The organism is Xanthomonas theicola, assembly GCF_014236795.1.
Lineage (GTDB): Bacteria > Pseudomonadota > Gammaproteobacteria > Xanthomonadales > Xanthomonadaceae > Xanthomonas_A > Xanthomonas_A theicola.
The window spans coordinates 1,257,200-1,277,459 of sequence record NZ_CP049017.1 but is presented as its reverse complement, the minus strand read 5'-3'; the positions used below and the strand labels follow the sequence as shown (position 1 = coordinate 1,277,459).

Annotated in this window: 21 protein-coding genes; 17 read left to right on the top strand and 4 right to left on the bottom strand. The window is 70.3% G+C overall.

Annotated features, from left to right (window positions below):
• Positions 1 to 27: 27 nt before the first annotated feature.
• A complete protein-coding gene (locus G4Q83_RS05740) occupies positions 28 to 270 on the bottom strand; it encodes a BolA family protein (protein WP_128418993.1) in 243 nt (80 codons plus the stop codon).
• Positions 271 to 322: 52 nt separating this feature from the next.
• Between G4Q83_RS05740 and G4Q83_RS05735 the strand changes: the two genes are divergently transcribed.
• From G4Q83_RS05735 to G4Q83_RS05655, 17 genes are all read left to right on the top strand, one after another.
• Positions 323 to 1,324: a KpsF/GutQ family sugar-phosphate isomerase gene (locus G4Q83_RS05735; protein WP_128418994.1), complete on the top strand. Its 1,002-nt coding sequence runs from the start codon at positions 323 to 325 to the stop codon at positions 1,322 to 1,324.
• Positions 1,325 to 1,420: 96 nt separating this feature from the next.
• The gene (locus G4Q83_RS05730; RefSeq protein ID WP_128418995.1) at positions 1,421 to 1,969 is read left to right on the top strand and encodes a KdsC family phosphatase; all 549 of its coding nucleotides are present in this window, start codon (positions 1,421 to 1,423) and stop codon (positions 1,967 to 1,969) included.
• Positions 1,966 to 2,532, top strand: a complete 567-nt coding sequence (gene lptC, locus G4Q83_RS05725) for an LPS export ABC transporter periplasmic protein LptC (protein WP_128418996.1) — start codon at positions 1,966 to 1,968, stop codon at positions 2,530 to 2,532. The genes G4Q83_RS05730 and lptC overlap by 4 nt, the downstream gene beginning before the upstream one ends.
• Positions 2,510 to 3,061: a lipopolysaccharide transport periplasmic protein LptA gene (lptA, locus tag G4Q83_RS05720; protein ID WP_128418997.1), complete on the top strand. Its 552-nt coding sequence runs from the start codon at positions 2,510 to 2,512 to the stop codon at positions 3,059 to 3,061. Before lptC ends, lptA begins: the two co-directional genes overlap by 23 nt.
• Complete coding sequence (gene lptB, locus G4Q83_RS05715) at positions 3,061 to 3,780, top strand: LPS export ABC transporter ATP-binding protein (protein WP_128418998.1); 720 nt, start codon at positions 3,061 to 3,063, stop codon at positions 3,778 to 3,780. Before lptA ends, lptB begins: the two co-directional genes overlap by 1 nt.
• A 46-nt stretch (positions 3,781 to 3,826) precedes the next feature.
• Positions 3,827 to 5,272 carry an RNA polymerase factor sigma-54 gene (locus tag G4Q83_RS05710; protein ID WP_128418999.1) on the top strand — a complete coding sequence of 482 codons (1,446 nt, stop codon included), beginning with the start codon at positions 3,827 to 3,829 and terminating at the stop codon, positions 5,270 to 5,272.
• 55 nt (positions 5,273 to 5,327) lie between these two features.
• On the top strand, positions 5,328 to 5,645 hold the full coding sequence (gene hpf, locus G4Q83_RS05705; protein WP_128419000.1) for a ribosome hibernation-promoting factor, HPF/YfiA family: 318 nt from the start codon (positions 5,328 to 5,330) through the stop codon (positions 5,643 to 5,645).
• Positions 5,646 to 5,667: 22 nt separating this feature from the next.
• Positions 5,668 to 6,123 (top strand): PTS sugar transporter subunit IIA, encoded by a 456-nt coding sequence (locus G4Q83_RS05700; protein ID WP_128419001.1) that lies wholly within the window; start codon positions 5,668 to 5,670, stop codon positions 6,121 to 6,123.
• Positions 6,120 to 7,070: an HPr(Ser) kinase/phosphatase gene (gene hprK / locus G4Q83_RS05695; RefSeq protein WP_128419002.1), complete on the top strand. Its 951-nt coding sequence runs from the start codon at positions 6,120 to 6,122 to the stop codon at positions 7,068 to 7,070. Before G4Q83_RS05700 ends, hprK begins: the two co-directional genes overlap by 4 nt.
• On the top strand, positions 7,067 to 7,945 hold the full coding sequence (gene rapZ / locus G4Q83_RS05690) for an RNase adapter RapZ (RefSeq protein ID WP_128419003.1): 879 nt from the start codon (positions 7,067 to 7,069) through the stop codon (positions 7,943 to 7,945). Before hprK ends, rapZ begins: the two co-directional genes overlap by 4 nt.
• 200 nt (positions 7,946 to 8,145) lie before the next feature.
• Positions 8,146 to 8,538: a PTS sugar transporter subunit IIA gene (locus G4Q83_RS05685; RefSeq protein WP_128419004.1), complete on the top strand. Its 393-nt coding sequence runs from the start codon at positions 8,146 to 8,148 to the stop codon at positions 8,536 to 8,538.
• Positions 8,531 to 8,800 (top strand): HPr family phosphocarrier protein, encoded by a 270-nt coding sequence (locus G4Q83_RS05680; RefSeq protein WP_128419005.1) that lies wholly within the window; start codon positions 8,531 to 8,533, stop codon positions 8,798 to 8,800. Before G4Q83_RS05685 ends, G4Q83_RS05680 begins: the two co-directional genes overlap by 8 nt.
• A 58-nt stretch (positions 8,801 to 8,858) precedes the next feature.
• Positions 8,859 to 10,598 (top strand): phosphoenolpyruvate--protein phosphotransferase, encoded by a 1,740-nt coding sequence (gene ptsP, locus G4Q83_RS05675; RefSeq protein WP_128419006.1) that lies wholly within the window; start codon positions 8,859 to 8,861, stop codon positions 10,596 to 10,598.
• Positions 10,599 to 10,917: 319 nt separating this feature from the next.
• Positions 10,918 to 12,276 (top strand): magnesium transporter, encoded by a 1,359-nt coding sequence (gene mgtE, locus G4Q83_RS05670; protein WP_128419007.1) that lies wholly within the window; start codon positions 10,918 to 10,920, stop codon positions 12,274 to 12,276.
• Positions 12,277 to 12,380: 104 nt separating this feature from the next.
• Positions 12,381 to 13,202 (top strand): carboxylesterase family protein, encoded by an 822-nt coding sequence (locus tag G4Q83_RS05665; protein WP_128419008.1) that lies wholly within the window; start codon positions 12,381 to 12,383, stop codon positions 13,200 to 13,202.
• Between the two features lie 180 nt (positions 13,203 to 13,382).
• Positions 13,383 to 13,805, top strand: coding sequence for a hypothetical protein (locus tag G4Q83_RS05660; RefSeq protein WP_185817351.1), 423 nt, complete (start codon positions 13,383 to 13,385; stop codon positions 13,803 to 13,805).
• 243 nt (positions 13,806 to 14,048) lie between these two features.
• Entirely contained in the window at positions 14,049 to 15,311 is a 1,263-nt protein-coding gene (locus G4Q83_RS05655) for an arsenic transporter (protein ID WP_128419010.1), read from the top strand.
• A 132-nt stretch (positions 15,312 to 15,443) separates the two neighbouring features.
• On the opposite strand, the gene G4Q83_RS05650 is transcribed toward G4Q83_RS05655, so the two are convergent.
• From G4Q83_RS05650 to G4Q83_RS05640, 3 genes are all read right to left on the bottom strand, one after another.
• Positions 15,444 to 16,856 carry an amino acid permease gene (locus G4Q83_RS05650; RefSeq protein ID WP_128419011.1) on the bottom strand — a complete coding sequence of 471 codons (1,413 nt, stop codon included), beginning with the start codon at positions 16,854 to 16,856 and terminating at the stop codon, positions 15,444 to 15,446.
• Between the two features lie 329 nt (positions 16,857 to 17,185).
• Positions 17,186 to 19,186: a M1 family metallopeptidase gene (locus G4Q83_RS05645; protein ID WP_128419012.1), complete on the bottom strand. Its 2,001-nt coding sequence runs from the start codon at positions 19,184 to 19,186 to the stop codon at positions 17,186 to 17,188.
• Between the two features lie 121 nt (positions 19,187 to 19,307).
• Positions 19,308 to 20,258, bottom strand: a complete 951-nt coding sequence (locus G4Q83_RS05640) for a DUF6973 domain-containing protein (protein WP_128419013.1) — start codon at positions 20,256 to 20,258, stop codon at positions 19,308 to 19,310.
• Between the last annotated feature and the right edge of the window lie 2 nt (positions 20,259 to 20,260).

The window sequence follows — 20,260 nt, the reverse complement described above, 5'->3', positions numbered from 1 at the left end:
AGGAAAAAGGAACGCGGGCGGGGTGGTTCAGCCGACCGGCCGATCGGCCTGCTCGGGCGTGAGCGTGGTCAGCGCCAGCGCATGGATCGCCCCGCCCATCAGCTCGCCCAGCGTCGCGTACACCATGCGGTGGCGCGCCAGCGGCAGCTTGCCGGCGAAGGCGGCGCTGACCACGGTGGCCTCGAAATGCACCCCGTCCTCGCCCTGCACCTGCACGCGCGCGCCGGGCAGGCCGGCCTGGATCAGTTTACGGATGGTTTCGGCGTCCAACGGGCTTTCCTAATAAAATGATCGGCCATTCTACCCTCCGACCGGCATCCGCATGGCTGTATCGCCCCTGTCCCCCGACGCGATCGACGACGCCGGCCTGGTCGCCAGCGGCCGCCGCGTGGTCGCGATCGAGCAGGCCGCGCTGGGCGCGGTCGGCGCGCGCATCGGCGCCGAGTTCGCCGCCGCCTGCCGGCGGATCCTGGCCTCGCGCGGGCGCGTGGTCGCCACCGGCATGGGCAAGTCCGGGCACGTGGCGCGCAAGATCGCCGCCACCCTCGCCTCCACCGGCACCCCCGCGTTCTACGTGCACCCCGGCGAGGCCGGGCACGGCGACCTGGGCATGATCACCGATGCCGACGTGGTCCTGGCGCTGTCCTATTCCGGCGAATCCGACGAGATCCTGATGCTGCTGCCGGTGCTCAAGCGCCAGGGCAACCCGGTGATCGCGATGACCGGCCGCGCGCAGTCCACGCTGGCGCGCGAGGCCGACCTGCACCTGGACGTCAGCGTGCCCGCCGAGGCCTGCCCGCTGGACCTGGCGCCGACCTCCAGCACCACCGCCTCGCTGGCGCTGGGCGATGCGCTGGCGGTGGCGTTGCTGGACGCGCGCGGCTTCACCGCCGACGATTTCGCCCGCTCGCACCCGGCCGGCAGCCTGGGCCGGCGCCTGCTGCTGCACATCACCGACGTGATGCACAGTGGCGACGAACTGCCGCGGGTAGGCGAGGACGCCAGTCTCAGCGAGGCGCTGGTGGAGATGAGCCGCAAGCGCCTGGGCATGACCGCGGTGGTCGATGGCGACGGGCGCCTGCTCGGGCTGTTCACCGACGGCGACCTGCGCCGCACCCTGGACAGCGCACTGGACGTGCGCCAGACCCGTATCGCCGACGTGATGACCCGGCAGCCGCGCACGATCGGCGCCGACCAGCTCGCCGCCGAGGCCGCGCGGCTGATGGAAACCCACAAGATCAATGGCCTGGTCGTGGTCGATGGCGACGGCCGCGCGGTCGGCGCGCTCAACATTCACGACCTGTTGCGCGCCAGAGTGGTTTAACAGCCTGAACTTGTTCACCGCCTGCCCCGGCGCGTCGCGCCGCTGGCACTGGCCGCTGGAAAGCCGGCCTGCCTCCCTGCCCAGTATAGTCGAACGATGCCCTACTCCCCGCTGGCCGACCTCCCCGCCGACCTGATCGACCGCGCCGCCCGGATCCGCCTGGCGTGCTTCGACGTGGACGGCACGCTGACCGACGGCCGTCTGTACTACGACCGCGACGGCAACGAAAGCAAGGCGTTCAACGTGCTCGACGGCCAGGGCATGGTGCAGCTGCGTCGGCACGGCATCGAGGTCGCGCTGATCACCGCGCGGCCCAGTCTGGCCGCCGAGAAGCGCGGCCAGGAACTGGGCCTGCTGGTGCAGATCGGGGTCGCGGACAAGCTTGCCGGGGTCCAGGCGCTGTGCGACGCGCGCGGGCTGGGTCTGGAGCAGGTGTGCTTCATGGGCGACGACCTGCCCGACCTGGCGCCGCTGCGCGCGGTGGGCCTGGCGGTGGCCCCGGCCAACGCGCATCCGTGGACCGCCGAGCACGCGCACTGGCTGACCCGCGCGCGCGGCGGCGAAGGCGCCGCGCGCGCGCTGTGCGACGTACTGCTGGCTGCGCAAGGCCACGTCCCCTCGCTGCTGCAGGAGCATGGCGCATGAACTGGCGCACCTGTCTCGGCGGCCTGCTGCTGGTCGCCGCCGTGATCAGCGGCTGGTCGGCCTGGCACCAGCGCAGCAAGCCAGTGCGGGCGGCGACCGAGGAGGCGCGCGCGGACTACGTGGCGCACGATTTCGAGATCGTCACCCTGGACAAGCAGGGCAAGGAGTCGATGACCCTGCGCGCACCGCAGATGGAACGCGCCCGCGCCGACCAGACCATGGCGATCGTGAGCCCGCTGTTCCTGCTGCCCGACGCCAACGGCCAGCGCTGGGAAATGCGCAGCAAGACCGGCTGGGTCAGCGCCAGCGGCGACGAACTGCGCCTGCGCGGCGACGTCGCCGGCGACAGCCCCAAGGTCCCCAGCATCCCGCCCACCACCTTCCGCACCCAGAGCCTGGACGTCTTCCCGCAGACCAGCACCGCGCGCACCGCCGAACCGGTCACCATGACCCGGCCCGGTATGATGCAGTCCGGCGTCGGTTTCGAAGTCGACTTGAAGTCCCGGCAGTACAAGCTCCTCTCACAGGTCAAGACCCGCTATGAACCCAACGCTGCCCGCTAAGCTCGCGCTGCTGGCCCTGCTGCTGCCCGCCGTGGCGATGGCCAAGTCGTCCGATCGGAATCAGCCGATGACGATCGATTCCACCAACCAGAGCGGCAACATGCTCGACGATAACGGCAAGGTCCGTTACGCAGGCAATGTGGTCATTGTCCAAGGCACACTGGAGATTCACGCCGACGCCGCCGATCTGTTCCGCGCAAACGGCGAGATCGATCGCGTCGTGCTCACCGGCAAGCAGGCCACGCTGAAACAGCAGTTGGACGACGGTTCGCCGATGGACGCGGTGGCCGACACCATCGACTACAAGGTCGGCACCGACACGGTGGTGCTGACCGGCAACTACCGGATGACCTCGCCCAAGGGCACCAATGCCGGGCAGCGCATGGTCTACAACACCAGGACCGGCGACATGCAGGGCGGTGGCGACGGTACCCGCGTACGCACCGTGATCCAGCCCAAGAGCGCGGCGCCGGCCGCGGCCAAGCCAGCCGCGACGCCGCCCGTCAAGCCCAGGCAAGGAGGCCAGTGATGCTGCTCGCCGAAGGCCTGCGCAAGCGCTACAGGCAGCGCGAGGTCGTGCGCGACTTCGGCCTGACCCTGGAAGCGGGCGAAGTGGTCGGCCTGCTCGGCCCCAACGGCGCCGGCAAGACCACCTGCTTCTACATGATCGTCGGCCTGGTCGAGGCCGATGCCGGGCGCATCGTGCTCGACGGCAACGACATCACTGCGCACCCGATGTACAGCCGCGCCAAGCTCGGCGTCGGCTACCTGCCGCAGGAGCCGTCGGTGTTCCGCAAGCTCAGCGTGGCCGACAACGTCCGCCTGGTGCTGGAACTGCGCGAGGATCTGGACCACGCCGGCCAGGAGCGCGAACTGGCCTCGCTGCTGGACGAACTGCAGATCGGCCATGTCGCCGACCAGCTCGGCGCCAGCCTGTCCGGCGGCGAGCGCCGCCGCTGCGAGATCGCCCGCGCGCTGGCCGCCAAGCCGCGGCTGATGCTGCTCGACGAGCCCTTCGCCGGCGTCGACCCGATCTCGGTCGGCGAGATCCAGCGCATCGTCACCCACCTCAAGCAGCGCGGCATCGGCGTGCTCATCACCGACCACAACGTGCGCGAAACCTTGGGAATCTGCGACCGGGCGTATATCCTCAACGAAGGCAGCGTCTTGGCGCAGGGGGCGCCGGACGCGCTGCTGGCCAACAGCGACGTGCGCCGCGTCTACCTCGGGGAAACCTTCAGGCTCTGACCGTGCGGGCGTCCGGCCATCACGCCCCTTCCCGTTCGGTACAGGCATGAAAGCACGGCTGCAGACATCGCTGGGACAGCATCTGGTCATGACGCCGCAGTTGCGGCAAGCCATCAAGCTGTTGCAGATGTCCAGCGCGGAGCTGGAAGTGGAGATCGCCGAGGCGGTGGAGAGCAATCCGCTGCTGGAATGGGCCGAGGACGCCGCGCCCGCGCCCGAGGTCAACGGCGCCGGCAGCGCCGAGGGCGAGGCCGACGCCGCGCCGCCGGCCGGCGACACGCTCGACAACGTTCCCCAGCGCGATGGCGACGACTGGTCCTCCGAGCCGGCCTGGAGTGGCGGCAGCGGCGGCTCCTTCGACGACGACGACGATATGGGCAGCGCCGCCGAGCGCGTCGCCGAACCCGATACGCTGATCGACCACCTGCTGTGGCAGTTGCACCTGTCGCACCTGTCGCCGCGCGACCGCAGCATCGGCGCGGCGCTGATCGACGCGCTCGACGACGACGGCTATCTGCGCGAGCCGCTGGCCACCATCGCCGAGACGCTGCAACCGGACATCGTCGCCGACGAGGAGGAAATCGGCACCGTGCTGCACCAGATCCAGCGCTTCGACCCGGTCGGCATCGCCGCGCGCACGCTGGGCGAATGCCTGAACCTGCAACTGGACGTGTTGCCCGCGGACACGCCCGGGCTGGAGCTGGCGCGCACCATCGCCAACGGCCCGCTGGAGAAACTGCCGCGCAGCGGCATCGCCGGCATCGCCCACGGACTCAAGCGCCCGGCCGCGGCGGTGGAGACCGCGGTCGCCCTGCTGCGCTCGCTGGACCCGCGCCCGGGCAAGCAGGTCGGCGAACTCGGCGCCGACACCTACGTAGTGCCCGATTGCGTGGTGTGGCGCCAGCGCGGCGTCTGGCATGCCGCGCTGGCCGGCCACGCGCGGCCCAAGGTCACCATCCACCGTGGCTACGAGCGGCTGATCCGCCAGTGCGGCGAGAGCGACGCCGGCTACCTGCGCGGCCAGCTGCAGGAGGCGCGCTGGCTGCTGAAAAGCCTGGAAGCGCGCGGCGAGACCCTGCTCAAGGTGACCCGCTGCCTGCTGCGCCAGCAGGCCGGCTTCCTCGAGTTCGGCGAGCAGGCGCTGCGCCCGCTGACCCTGCGCGAGATCGCCGGCGAACTGGGCCTGCATGAGAGCACCATCTCCCGTGCCATCGCCCGCAAGTACGTGCGCACCCCGCGCGGCACCATCCCGCTGCGCGCCTTCTTCGCCTCGGGAATCGACACCGATGGCGGCGGCGAAGCCTCCAGCACCGCCATTCAGGCGATGCTCCGGCGCCTGATCGACGCCGAGAACCCGCGCAAGCCGCTTTCTGACGCCAAGCTGGCCGACCTGCTGAAAAGCGCCGGCGTGCCGGTGGCGCGGCGCACCGTAGCGAAGTATCGTGAGGCCATGAACATTTCCGCATCCCACGAACGCGTCCGCATCGGTTGAGCGTCGGCGGCAGCGGCAATGGTTCATAGGTGAATCCCGAACCAAGGAGTATCCGATGCGTATCGAGACCTACGGCCAGCAGATCGAAGTCACCCCCGCCTTGCGCGACTACGTGGAGACCAAGCTGCAGCGGCTGAAGCGGCATTACGAGGAAACCATCGAGGTCCGCGCCCAATTGGCGCTGCGCAAGCCCGACCATCACGTCGAGGCCACCGTCAACGTCCCCGGCCGCACCCTGCACGCCGATGCCAGCGCGCAGACCATGTACGCGGCGATCGACCTGCTCGCCGACAAGCTCGACCGGCTGATCCTCAAGCACAAGGAAAAGAAGCAGGACCACCATGCCGCCGAGGTGCGCGACAATATCGTGTGACCCTGCACACGTTGGTCCCGCCATGCCCTTGACCGATCTGATGGCGGCCGTCCGCACCCAGGTGCTGCCGGCCGCCGATCGCGACACCCTGTTTCGCACCGCCGCCGACCTGCTGGCCTGTCCGCAGGCCGGCGTCGACGAACTCTTCGCCAGCCTGTGCGAGCGCGAACAGCTCGGCAGCACCGCCATCGGCCACGGCATCGCCATCCCGCACGGCCGCGCCCCGCATCTGGACGCCCCGCGCGGCGTCCTGCTGCGGCTGGACCAGCCGATCGACTTCGACGGCCGCGGCGCGCAGGTCGACCTGATCTTCGCGATGGCGGTACCGGCGCACTACACCCACCAACACCTGATGCTGCTGTCGGAACTGGCCGAACAGTTCTCCGACGAGCGCTTCCGCGACGCGTTGCGCCGCGCGCCCGACGCCGCCGCGCTGCACGAGCTGCTCGGCGGCGCCCCCCAGGCCAGCGCCGCATGAATACCAGCATCACCGCGCGCGAACTGTTCGACCAGCAGCGCGACCGGCTCGGCCTGCGCTGGCTGGCCGGGCAGAAGGGCGAATGCCGCGAACTGGAGGCCGGCAACGCGGTGTCGCGGCGGCCGTCGCTGGCCGGCTATCTCAATACCATCTACCCGAACAAGGTGCAGATCCTCGGCACCGAGGAACTGGCCTGGCTGGATTCGCTGGATTCGCGCCAACGCTGGGAAACCATCGAGAAGATCGTGCAGGTGCGGCCGCTGGCGCTGGTGATCACCAAGAACCAGTCGTGCCCGGAAGACCTGCGCGCGGCCGCCGACGAATCGGATACGCCGCTGTGGGTGTCGCCCAAGCGCGGCCACGAACTGCTCAACCACCTCTCCTATCACCTGGCGCGCACGCTGGCGCCGCGGGTGATCCTGCACGGGGTGTTCATGGAGATCTACTCGATCGGCGTGCTGATCACCGGCGAGGCGGGCTCCGGCAAGAGCGAGCTGGCGCTGGAACTGCTCAGCCGCGGCCATCGCCTGGTCGCCGACGACGCTCCGGAATTCACCCAGATCGCGCCCGACGTGCTCGACGGCACCTGCCCGGAACTGCTGCAGGACCTGTTGGAAGTGCGCGGCCTGGGCGTGCTCAACGTGCGCGACATGTTCGGCGACACGGCTGTAAAGAAGAACAAGTATCTTCGCCTGATCGTGCACCTGACCCGGCCCATGACCGAACCGACCCCGCATGGCTACGAGCGCCTGACCGGCGATTCCGGCACCCGCCACGTGCTGGACCTGGACGTGCCGCTGATCACCCTGCCGGTCATGCCGGGGCGCAACCTGGCAGTGCTGACCGAGGCCGCCACGCGCCTGCACATCCTGCGCACCAAGGGCGTCGACCCGGCGGCGATGTTCATCGCCCGCCACAGCAACCTGCTCGAGCGGCGCAGCCCATGAATGCGGTGGCGAACACCTCCACCCTGGTGATCGTCAGCGGCCTGTCCGGCTCCGGCAAATCGGTGGCGCTGAAGACCTTCGAGGACCTGGACTACTACTGCGTCGACAACCTGCCGGTGGAATTGCTGCCGGCCTTCGTCAAGAGCCTGGTGCGCGACGACGTCGGCCCCGGCAGGCTGGCGGTGGGCATCGACGTGCGCAGCCGCCACAGCGACCCGGCGCAGCTGTCGCGCTGGCGCGAGGCGGTGGCGCAGTTCGGCCTGGACGCGCGGCTGCTGTTCTTCGACGCCACCGACGAAGCGCTGATCAAGCGCTATGCCGACACCCGGCGCCGGCACCCGCTGTCGCAGCGGGGCCTGTCGCTGCCCGAGGCGATCGAGCGCGAACGCGTGCTGACCGAGCCGCTGCGCCGCGAGGCCGACGCGGTGATCGACACCAGCACGCTCAATGTGCACCAGTTGCGCCGGCAGGTGACCACCGAGTTCGCGCTGACCCGCGAAAGTACCCTGTCGCTGCTGTTCGAGTCCTTCGCCTACAAGCGCGGCGTGCCGGCCGAGGCCGACTTCGTGTTCGATGCGCGGGTGCTGCCCAATCCGCACTGGGATCCGCAGCTGCGCCCGCTGTCCGGCCGCGACAGCGGCGTGCGCGACTACCTGGATGCGCAGCCGCAGGTGCAGCAGTATACCGCGCAGATCATCGGCTTCCTCGACACCTGGCTGCCGCGGCTGCGCGAGGACACCCGCAGCTACGTCACCATCGCCTTCGGCTGCACCGGCGGCAAGCACCGCTCGGTGTACCTGGCCGAACGCCTGGCCCGGCATGCGCGCGAACAGGGCTGGCCGGAGGTGGCGACGTTTCATCGGGAGCAGGATTGAGTGGACTCGGGACTCGGGACTGGGGACCCGGAAAAGCCGACGAACACCGCTCCATCGAGCCTTCCCATGGCGCAATCGAAAACGGCTTCGGTGACGGAATTGGCCCGCAGACGACGCCTGCACTCGCGATCGAGTCCCCAGTCCCGAGTCCCGAAACATCACCATTCCCTGCGCACTGCCCGACCTGTTAACGTTCCCCCATGGCCTGTGGCATTCTCCTGATCACTCATCCCGATGTCGGCGCGTCGCTGTTGCGCGTGGCCACCGGATTGTTGCGGCAATTGCCGCTGAAGACCGAAGCGTTCGAAGTACCGCTCGATGCCGACCTGGGCGCACTGCTGCCGCAGGCGTCGGCGGCGTTGCGGCGGGTCGACGACGGCGACGGCGTGTTGGTCGTCACCGACCTGTACGGCGCCAGCCCGAGCAACCTGGCGACGAAACTCGCGCGCCTGGGCACGCCGGTGCGACGCGTGTCCGCGTTGAGCCTGCCGATGCTGCTGCGGATCATGAACTATCCCGAGCAGGGGCTGGACCAACTGCCCGGCATCGCCGCCGCCGGCTCGCGCAATGGAGTGGTGATCGACGATGCTTGAACGCGAACTCATCGTATCCAACCGCCTGGGCCTGCATGCGCGCGCGACCGCCAAGCTGGTGCAGACGCTGTCCTCGTTCCGCTGCAACGCCACGCTGGCGGCGAAGGGCCGCGAGGTCAACGCCAAGAGCATCATGGGGGTGATGCTGCTGGCCGCCGCGCAAGGCACGCCGGTGACGGTGCGCGTGGACGGCGCCGACGAAGCGCAAGCGCTGGAGGCCGTGGTCGGCCTGTTCGAGCGGCGCTTCGACGAGGACGGCTGAGCATGCGGCGCCGGTTGCCGCACGCAACGCCGCCGCCCCCCCGACGCGGGTGCGTGCGGTGAACCTGCGCATCGCCGGCCACGGCGCCTCGCGTGGCAACGCGCTGGGCCGCGCGCGCGTGCGCCTGCCGCATGCGCTGGAGGTGGCCGAGCAACGCATCGGCGCCGCGCAGGTGACGGCGGAACTGCAACGCCTGCACCTGGCGGTGAACGCCGCGCGCGAGGAAATGCACGCCCTGCGCCAGCGCCTGCACGGCGCCCTGGCCAAGGAAGTCGGCGAGTTCCTCGACCTGCACGCGCTGCTGCTCGACGACCCGGAACTGCTGCACGGCCTGGACGAGCTGATCCGCACCGGCCGCTACAGCGCCGACTACGCCTTGCGCCTGCAGCGCGACCGCCTGGCGACCGTGTTCGACGCCATGGAAGACGCCTACCTGAAAAGCCGCATGGACGACCTGGACCATGTGATCGGGCGCATCCACGCGTTCCTGCAGAAGCGCCAACCCGACAGCGCCGGCCTGGCCGGCGAGATCCTGGTGTGCGAGAACGTGGCGCCGTCGGAACTGGCGCAGTTGCAGGCGCAAGGCGTGGTCGGCATCGTCACCAGCGTCGGCAGCGCACTGTCGCACAGCGCGATCCTGGCGCGCAGCCTGCACCTGCCCCTGGTGGTCGGCGCCGCCGATGCACTGCACAAGATCAACGACGGCGACGTGCTGATCGTGGACGGCGTGCAGGGTGCGGTGATCGTCGAGCCCACCCCCGACGACCTGCGCGACTACCGTGCCCGCATGCGCGAGCAGGCCAGGCTGCAGCGCGACCTCGGCAAGCTGCGCTCCAAGCCCAGCCGCACCCGCGACGGCGTGGACATCGTGCTGCTGGCCAATGCCGAGTCGCGCGACGACGTGGCCCGCGCGCACGCGCTGGGCGCCGATGGCCTGGGCCTGTACCGCACCGAATTCCTGTTCCTGCAGCGCGACGCGCTGCCCGACGAGGAAGAGCAGTTCCGCACCTACCGCGACGCGGTGCTCGGCATGAGCGGGCGGCCGGTGACCATCCGCACCCTGGACCTGGGCGCGGACAAGGCCGACCGCACCGGCCTGACCATCGGCAACGAGCAGAACCCGGCGCTGGGCCTGCGCGGCGTGCGCCTGTCGCTGGCCCGGCCCAAGGTCTCGGACACGCAGCTGCGCGCGATCCTGCGCGCCTCCGGCTACGGCCCGGTGCGCGTGCTGGTGCCGATGATCGGCGCGCGCGAGGAGATCATGGCGATGCGCCGGCACCTCAGGCGCATCGCCGCGCAGCTGCGCCGCGAGGGCCACGCCATCGCCGAACAGGTGCAGATCGGCGCGATGATCGAGGTCCCGGCCGCGGCGATCGCGCTGGACACCTTCGTCGACGACATCGACTTCCTGTCGATCGGCACCAACGACCTGGTGCAGTACCTGTTGGCCGCCGACCGCAACAACGAAGCGCTGGGCGAGCTGTATTCGCCGCTGCACCCGGCGGTGCTGCGCCTGATCGCGCAGGTGATCGCCACCGGCCAGGCCCACGCCAAGCCGGTGGCGGTCTGCGGCGAGATCGCCGGCGACCCGGCGCTGACGCCGATCCTGCTGGCGCTGGGCCTGCGCGAGTTCAGCCTGCACCCGGCGACGATGCTGGAAGTGCGCCGGGTGATCCGCGACACCGACCTGCAGGCGCTGCGCCTGCGCGGCGCCAAGCTGCTGCAGGCGCGGGACCGGAAGGGGATCGAGCGGTGGAGCCGGAACTCGGGACTCGGGACCCGGGACCCGGGTGGTTGATCGCGAGTACAGGCATCTCTGCGCTTGAGCCGGAACTCGGGATTGGGGACCCGGAAAAGCGACAGCAACAGCGCAGGCGGATTCGTCGAACCCGATGTGCGACCGATGCATCGCGTCGATGATGCCTCGCGTAATTGCATGGCGTCTCATCGCAGCACAGGGAATGCATGCGCTCGCGACCATCCCCCCCCAGTCCCCGGTCCCGAGTCCCGGCCCCTCGCCGCTGTGCTTCCCGCAACATGCAAGCGATAATGTCGCGATGAACATCTGACCGACCGCGCACCTTCGCAGCGCGGCCTTCCATTTTCAGGAGCAGCGCATGGCCGACGCCGTCCGCCACGACAAGACCGCGCGGCAGCTGCGTTTGCTGTCCGATGCGCTGGACAGCGGGCGCCTGGGCCCGGTGCGCCGGCTGGTCAATACGCTGGCGCCGGCGGAAATCGGCAACCTGCTCGAATCGCTGCCGCCCGGCAAGCGCGAGGTGGTGTGGGGCCTGGTCGATCCGGAAGACGACGGCGAGGTGCTGGTCCACGTTGGCGACGAAGTGCGCGAAAGCCTGCTCGCGGACATGGACCCGGACGAGATCATCGCCGCGGTCGAAGACCTCGACATCGACGACCTGGCCAACCTGGTCGAGGACCTGCCCGACACGGTCATCGACGAAGTGCTCAAGTCGATGGACCGCGAGAACCGCGAGCGCCTGGAGCAGGTGCTGTCCTATCCCGAGGACAGCGCCGGGCGCCTGATGAACCCGGACGTGGTCACCGTGCGCGCCGACGTCAACGTCGACGTGGTGCTGCGCTACCTGCGCCTGCGCGGCGAACTGCCCGACCACACCGACCACCTGTTCGTGGTCAGCCGCCGCCACCAGTACCTGGGCCGGGTCTCGCTGGCCGCGCTAGTCACCCACGAGGATTCCACCCCGATCAACCGGCTGGTCGACGACGAGCAGCCGGCCATCGACGTGGGCGAAGGCGCCGACGAGGTCGCGCGGCGGTTCTCCGACCACGACTGGATCTCCGCGCCGGTGGTGGACGACAACAACATCCTGCTCGGCCGCATCACCATCGACGACGTGGTCGACATCATCCGCAACCAGGCCGAGCACCAGGCGTTCAGCGCCGCCGGCCTGGACGAGGACGAGGACATGTTCAGCCCGGTGCGGCGCGCGTTCCGGCGCCGCCTGCTGTGGCTGACCATCAACCTCGGCACTGCGTTCATCGCCTCCAGCGTGGTCAGCCAATTCGAGGGCACCATCGCCAAACTGGTGGCGCTGGCCGCGCTGATGCCGATCGTGGCCGGCATGGGCGGCAACGCCGGCACCCAGGTGCTGGCGCTGATGGTGCGCGGCCTGGCGCTGGGCCAGATCGGCGCCTCCAACTTCACCGTGCTGCTGCGCAAGGAACTGGCGGTGGCCCTGATCAACGGCCTGGCGCTGGGCATCGGCCTGGGCCTGATCGTGCTGGCGTGGTTCAAGCAGCCGCTGCTGTCGCTGGTGATCGGCTCGGCGCTGACCATCAACCTGCTCACCGCCGCGCTGGGCGGCGTGCTGGTGCCGCTGACGCTCAAGCGCCTGGGCTTCGACCCGGCGCTGGCCGGCGGCGTGATCCTGACCACGCTGACCGACGTGATGGGCTTCCTCAGCTTCCTCGGCCTGGCGACGCTGGTGCTGCAGTAGGCCAGCGCCTGACTGGCGCATGTCCGGGCCGCCGCCGGCGGTCCCGGCGATCTGTCGCGGACGCGCCGGGACACCGATACTGATCCCCCTGCCGAGAGCCGCCCATGTCCATGCGTTCGCTGCTGATGCTGATGCTGTGCCTGTCGATGGTCGGTTGCAGCAGTCTGCCCAGCGACCCGGCCAGCGGCCACTTCCTGACCCGCCAGCTCACCGTGGACGGCCGCCTGTACCGCTACCAGGTCTTCGTCCCGGCGCCGGCGCACCGCCAGGGTCCACTGCCGGTGGTGCTGTTCCTGCACGGCTCCGGCGAGCGCGGCAGCGACGGCAGGCAGCAGGCCGGCTCCGGGCTGGGCCCGTATCTGCGCCGCCACCTGGACGACTTCCCCGCGCTGGTGGTGATGCCGCAGGTCCCGGACGAGCAGGCATGGAACGGCGTCAACGCGACGATGGCGCTGCAGGCGCTGGACGCGGCCAGCGCGGAGTTCGGCGGCGACGCGCAGCGCACCTATCTGACCGGCATGTCGATGGGCGGCTACGGCACCTGGGAAATCGCGCTGCTGCAGCCGCAACGCTTCGCCGCGCTGGTACCGGTGTGCGGTGCGATCCTGTCCCCGCGCGCGGACCACGAGCACCTGGTGGTGACCCCGGTGGCCGAGCTGGCCGATCCCTACACCGCGCTGGCCGAGCGCCTGCGGCGGATTCCGGTGTGGATCTTCCACGGCGCCGAGGACGACGTGGTGCCGCCGCACGACGACCGCAAGATCTACCGCGCGTTCAACAACCTCGACGCCGACGTGCGCTACACCGAGTACCCGCAGGGCAACCACAACGCCTGGGACGCCACCTACCGCGACCCGAAGATGTGGCAGTGGCTGTTCGCGCACAAGCGCAACGACGCGAGCCCGGCGACCGCGGCCGGGCAATGAGGCCGGGCGCGACCGGCGCGCCGCGCGGCGGCGCGTGCGTCGGGCGACCACGAAGCTTAGACTCAAGTTCCCAGTGCAACACCTCACAGAGCGCAGGAGGTTGCGCTGGGCAAACAGTCCAGTCATCTGCGTGTTGAGGAACGCGCGGTGCTGCAGGTGGAGCGCGATCGAGGAACGCGCTTGCGCAAGATCGGTCGCCGGTGGGGACGCCGTGCATCGACGCTGGGCCGCCAGGTCGGTGGTCTGCAAGGGCCGGTGTCCTGTGCGCACGCGGCGGCGGCGGCGGCCTATCGCTCGCGCCGCTCGCGCTGCGTGCGCCCTCGCCGGCTCCTGGAAGGTTCGTCGTTGTTCCCGTGCGTCGATGAGCGCCTGGTGTACGAGCGCTGGTCGCCACAGCAGATCGCGGCCGCACGGCGGGACAGGCATCCGGACGCTTCCAGCCAGCGGGTCAGCCACGAGAGGATCGCTGCGGCGATCGACACGCAGCGGCGGGGTGGTCTGAACAAGGCGCTGATCCATGCATGGAGAGGCGGCCAGCCCACACCAGGTCGCAGGCGAAGGAGTGTGGTCGAGCCACTTGGAATCTTCCGATCAAGAGGCTGATGCCGAACCACGCGCAGGCCGTGCGCACGGCCGTATCGCGGCCCCGAGCGCCGCCCACGCCCCACCGCCTCGCATCGACGCCGGCGACGGCGACGGCTTGCTATCCTTGCGCCCCACCACGCGATTGCGCGCCTCCCCGTCCATGCCTGCCCCTTCCCGCGCATCCTCCCGCAACGCCGCCGGGGCGCGCCGTATGCGCGGTCCGCGTGTGCTCCGCTTCGCCGCGCGCGGTGCGGCGCGGCCATGACCAGCGGCCACGCGGCGAACCTCGCCACCTGGAGCATCTGCGCGCTGGCCACCGCCGGGGTGATCACGCGGCCATTCAAACTGTCCGAAGCGTGGTGGGCGGTGGGTGGCGCGCTGCTGCTGCTGGCGTTCGGCTTGATGCCCGCGGCAGGAGCCTGGCAGGCGGTGCTGAAGGGCCACGACGTCTATCTGTTTCTGATCGGGATGCTGCTGCTGTCGGAGACTGCGCGCGCCGAGGGCCTGTTCGACTGGGTGGCGATGCAGGCGGTGAACCTGGCCAAGGGCTCGACCCGGCGTCTGTTCGCGCTGGTGTTCGGCTTCGGCATCGTGGTCACCGCGCTGTTGTCCAACGACGCCACCGCGGTGGTGCTGACCCCGGCGGTGTATGCCGCCGCGCGCAAGGCCGGGGCCAAGCCGCTGCCGATGCTGTTCGCCTGTGCGCTGATCGCCAACGCGGCCAGCTTCGTACTGCCGATCTCCAACCCCGCCAACCTGGTCATGTACGGCGGGCAGATGCCGACGCTGGGTACGTGGCTGGCCGCGTTCGCGCTGCCGTCGCTGCTGGCCATCGGCGTCACCTTCGCCATGCTGCGCTGGACCGAACGCAAGGACCTGGCCGGGCGCTGCGCCGCGCGCGTGGACACGGTGCCGCTCGGCCGCGGCGGCGCAGTCGCACTGGCCGGCATCCTCGCCACCGCGGCGCTGCTGGTCGGCGTCTCCGCGCTGGGCCTGGACCTGGGCCTGCCCACCTGTCTGGCCGGCCTGGCCACGCTGGGCGCGGTGTGCCTGGGCGGCAGGCAATCGCCGCTGCCGATGGCCAGGGCGGTGTCGTGGGCGGTGCTGCCGCTGGTGGCCGGGCTGTTCGTGCTGGTCGCGGCGTTGGTGCGCACCGGGGTGGTCGGCTCGCTCGCGCAAGCGCTGGCCAGCGCCGCCGCGCAGTCGCCGCTGGCGACCGCCGGCGCGGCCGGCGCGCTGTTGGCGTTGGCCTCCAACCTGATGAACAATCTGCCGGCCGGGCTGATCGCCAGCACCACCCTCGCCCAGGCGCAGCCGCCGCAACTGGTCGTCGACACGCTGCTGATCGGCGTGGACCTGGGGCCGAACCTGTCGGTCACCGGCTCGCTGGCCACCATCCTGTGGCTGACCGCGATCCGCCGCGAAGGCGAGGACGTGGGCTTCTGGCGCTTTTTGAAAGTCGGCGCGCTGGTGATGCCGCCGGCCTTGCTGTGCGCGCTGGGAGCACGGCTGCTGCTGGGCTGAGCCGCCGCCGCTCCTGTTTGTAGGAGCGGCTTCGGCAGCGGCGAAAGCGGCGAACGCAAGCATGAGGCTTTCCGTTCTCGCAAAAACCGCAGCACTATCGCATTGCCCAGCTTCAGATCGCGGCTGAAGCTCCTACAAGGAAGCACTCCGGCCTGCCCTGCCCCCGGCGCGCAGTCGCCGCGCCACGCCGCTGACCAGCGCGATGGCCGCGGCCAGCGCGACCATCGACAGGAACTGCGCCCGCGTATCGGCCGAGGCCGCCAGCAGGCCGAAGATCACCAGCAGAATCGCCAGCGCCAGCACGGTCAGCACCGGATAGCCGCGCATGCGGAACGGCAGGTGGGTGCCGGCACGGTCGCCGCGCGCGCGCAGGATCAGCTGCGACAGCAGCGACATCATCCATACCAGCAGGCAGGTCGCGCCGACGATGTTCAGCAGCACCGGCAGCACCCGGTTCGGATACAGCAGCTCCAGCACCGCGGCGGCGAAGCCGAACAGCACGCTGGCCAGCACCGCCAGCAGCGGCACCTGCTGGCCGCTGGTGAAGGCCAGCGCGCGCGGCGCCTCGCCACGCTGCGCCAGCGAGTAGATCATCCGCGAGGCGCCGTACAGATTGGCGTTGAGCGCCGACAGCAGCGCGATCACCGCGATCAGGGTGATGCCGGTCGCCGCGCCGGGGATCCTGGCCGCCTGCAGCACTGCGGCGAACGGCGAGCTCAGCGCCTCGCTCTGCCACGGCACCACCGCGATGATCACGCTCAGCGAGCCGATGTAGAACACCAGGATGCGCCAGGCCACGGTGCGGATCGCGCGTGCGATGCTGCGCTCCGGGTCGGCGGTCTCGGCCGCCGCCACCGCCACGATCTCGGTACCGCCGAAGGCGAACACCACCACCAGCAGCGCCGCGCCGATGCCGGTGAGACCCTTGGGCGCGAAACCGCCGTTACCGGTGACGTTGGACCAGCCCGGCGAGGCCACGCCCGGCAGCCAGCCGGCCAGCAGCGCCACGCCGACCAGGATGAAGGCGACGATCGCCGCCACCTTGAGGATCGCGAACCAGAATTCGAACTCGCCGAAATTGCGCACGCCGAGCAGATTGATCGCGGTGAACGCGGCCATGAAAAGGACGGCGGCCAGCGGCACTGGCAACGCCGGCCAGACCGTGGCCAGCAGGCCGGCCGCGCCCACCGCCTCGGCGGCGATCACGATCACCAGTTGCAGCCACCACAGCCAGCCCACCGTGGCGCCGGCGGTGGCGCCCAGCGCGTCGGCGGCATACACCGAGAATGCGCCGCTGGCCGGCTTGGCCGCCGCCATTTCGCCCAGTGCGTTCATCACGATGATCACCAGCACGCCGGCGACCAGGTAGGAGAGCAGCACCGCCGGCCCTGCCGCACGCACGCCCACGCCCGAGCCCAGGAACAGGCCGGCCCCGATCGCGCTGCCCAGGCCCATCATGATCAGTTGCCGCGGTTTCAGCGCATGGCGCAACGCAGGCGCGGCGGACATGGCGGCGGGACCGGGAGACATGGACGGATGCGGCATTGGCTTCGTCGATAGCGGGGATCCCCACACGATACCGCGTCATGCCGGTACCGTGCGCGCCGCGGCGATGGCATACCGCTGTCCCGATTGTGTCCCTATGGGTGCGCGAGCACGGCGCGCGCCCGCCTCGCCGCCGGCCCATGGCGCAACGGTCCACTGCATCGAGACAAGGGCCGCATGCTGCCCGCGGCGGCGGCGCGACGGGGACAATCGCAGGCCATCCGCCTCCGTGCCGCCCCGGCGGGTGGTGCAGCGCACGCGGCATGGGGGCGGCGGCAGGCCCGCCGCGGGCGGCAGCGGCGCCGCGTCGCCTGCGCCGCGCGCACCGCTCAGCTCACCGCATCGAGCCGGTTGTCGCCACGGTCGGCATCGGGCAGGCAGTGGTCCGGGTCCAGGGTCACGTGCAGCATCTTCTGCGTGCTCGGCACGCGGATCTGCGGCCGGGTCTGCTGGACCCAGGTTTCCACCGGCACGCGCTGGTCGAGGTGGCTGACGTCGGCGAAGTCGATGCGCAAGGTCGCCGGCATCACCAGCTTCTGCCTGCTCTGCAAGGTCACCAGCAGGCCCTTGGCCGGATCGTGCCCGACATAGCGGGCCGCGCGCACGCCCATGTCCAATTGCCAGTTGTTGAGGTACCAGCCGCGCCACCACCACGACAGGTCTTCGCCGGACTCGCTTTCCATCAGCCGGAAGAAATCCGACGGGGTCGGATGCTTGTACGCCCAGGCGGCGATGTACTTGCGGAACGCCGGATCGAAGCGCGCTGGGCCGAGGATCTGTTCGCGCAACAGCACCAGGCCCAGCGCGCCCTTGAAGTAGGTCAGCGGATGTCGGTAGGTCTCGCTGGTGGCGTCGGCGCGGTCGAGCAGGGTCGGCGCCTGCACGTCGGCCAGCAGCGGCAGGATCTCGTCGACGGGGTTGCCGCCCTTGGGCGCATACTCGCTGTCGCGCTTGGGCGCGAATTCGCCGTGGTTGATCGCGTCGGAGGCGTAGACGTCGATGAAGGTGTTGAAGCCTTCGTCCATGAATGCGTCGCGGCGCTCGTTGGAGCCGACGATCATCGGGAACCCGCCGTGGCCCAGTTCGTGCGCGGTGATCCAGAACAGGTCCCTGCCGGCGTCGTGCATGTCGTCGAACACGATGCCCGGATACTCCATGCCGGCGCCGTGGCCGTCCAGGTTCACCGCCGCCGGCCACGGGTACGGATACCACTGCGAGAAATGCTCGATCGCCGCCTTGACGAACTCGGTGGAGCGGTCCGGCTTATCGGCGCCGACGCCTTCGCGCGGATACACCGACATCGCCAGCGCATGCTTGCCGCCCGGCAGGTTGATGCGCGCGGCGTCCCAGACGAACGCCGGCGAGGCGGCGAAGGCCACGTCGCGGGTATGCGCCATGTGGAAGCGCCAGGTCTGGGTGCCGCTGGCGGTCGGCCGGCTGGCCGCATCGCCGATTTCGGCGGCGCTGCGGATCGCCACGGTGCGGTCGCTGGCCGCGGCCCGGGCCAGGCGCTGGCGTTGCGTCGCGGTCAGCACCTGCGCCGGGTTCGCCAGTTCGCCGGACCCGGCGACCAGGTAGTTCCACGACACCGTCACCGCGTAGTCGAAATCGCCGTATTCCAGGTAGAACTCCGCGCCCAGGTAGGGCTGCGTGTCCCAGCCGCGCTGGTCGTCGTACACCGCCATGCGCGGATGCCACTGCGCGATCTCGTAGATGTCGCCGTCGCCGGTCGGGGTGATCGCGGTGCGCCCGTCCCAGGTGCCGGGCACCGTGTAGGCGTAGTCGATATGCAGCTTCAGCGCCTTGCCGCCGCCGGCCAGCGGCTGCGGCAGGTCCACGCGCATGCGCGTGTCGTCGACCAGGAAGTGGGCCGGCACGCGCTTGCCGCCCTGCTCCACTTCCACCTTGGCGATGCGGTAGCCATCGGTGGACGGCGACGGCGGGCGCTCCTCCCGCGCCGGGCGCACGCCGCGGGCGCGCGCATCGGCGCGGTAGATGTTCTGGTCCAGCTGCAGCCACAGCACGTCCAGCGTGTCCGGGCTGCGGTTGCTGTAGGTGATGGTTTCCTGGCCGCTGAGCGTGTGCGTGGCCGGATCGATGGTGGCGTGCAGGTCGTAGTCGGCGCGGTTCTGCCAGTACAGCGGCCCGGGCACGCCGCCGCCGCTGCGGTAGGCGGTGGCCGGCTGCGGCAGCGGCAGGGGCGCGAACAGGGCCAGCGGGTCGTAGCCGCTGACGGGTGCGGCAGCGGCCGGCGCGGCGGCGGCCTGGGCGAAGCCGACGAGGGAAGCGCAAGCCGCGGCGAAACCGGCGCGGCGCAGGACATGGCTCATGAGGACATCCGTGGGGAGGATCGCCGCCGATGGTAGGACGAAACGCCGTGGCGTAGATGTGCCGAACGGCCATCCGCAGCGCCGGGATCCACTGTGGGAGTGACTTCAGTCGCCACGGGCTCTACCGATGAGGCCCGTCGACGCGCGGCGCAGGCGTTCGACGGTGAGGCCGTACTGCCGCGTGCGCTACGGCCCGGCCGGTGCCGCGTACTGTGCGGCTGGGCCTGCGACTGCGCGCGGTTCTGCTCGTCGTAAGTGCGCGCCAGGTTGTGCTGGTCGGTCCGATAGACGGTCTCGCGCATGTCCGGCGCCGGCGCGGCGCATTCGCGTCCACCTGTGCCCGGAAGCCGGGCGTCTTGCCGCTGACGACAATCTGGCCGTTGTGCAGCGTCGCCGCGCCGATCTGGTCGACACGCCCGATCCCCTCGGACTTGGCCGCCAGCAACGCGTGGGCGACCTTGGTGTCGGACACATGGTCGGGCAGTTGCGCGCGCAGGGCATCGAAACAAGCGCGATCCTGTTGACCGGGCGGGAAGCGATCCTGCGCCTGGTCCTGCAGCCGCGAGACGTCGCTGTTGATGCGGTCCACGTCGCCACCGGCGACCAGTTCGCGCTGCCGGTCGCCCTGCGCCAGTCGCAGGCGCGGATATTGCGGATACAGTTGGCGCAGGCGCGGATCGGACACGCCGCCGACCAGTTCGCCGTTACGCAGCGCCGCATAGGTGCGTTGCGCCAGGTCGGGGGCGTCGGCAGTCGCATCACCGAGACGACGGCCGGCCGCGTTGTTCCACAGGTCCATGCGGTGTTCGTACGGATCGTGGGGGTGCGCCGCACCGATCTCCGCGTCGTTGCCAAAATGACGCGCGACCCACTGCATGCCGCCGGCGATCTGGGTGACACGGCCGCTGGTATAGGCGTGGCGGAACGCATCGAGCTGGTCGTTGTGGCCTTGCGCGGCGAAGCTGCCGTCGGGGCGCCTGGCCAGCGGCGTGCCGCTCAACTGCTCGTAGTACCGATAAGCCTCCTGCTCGATCTCCCGCTTGGCGCCTTTCGGATCGGGCATGTCCACCATGG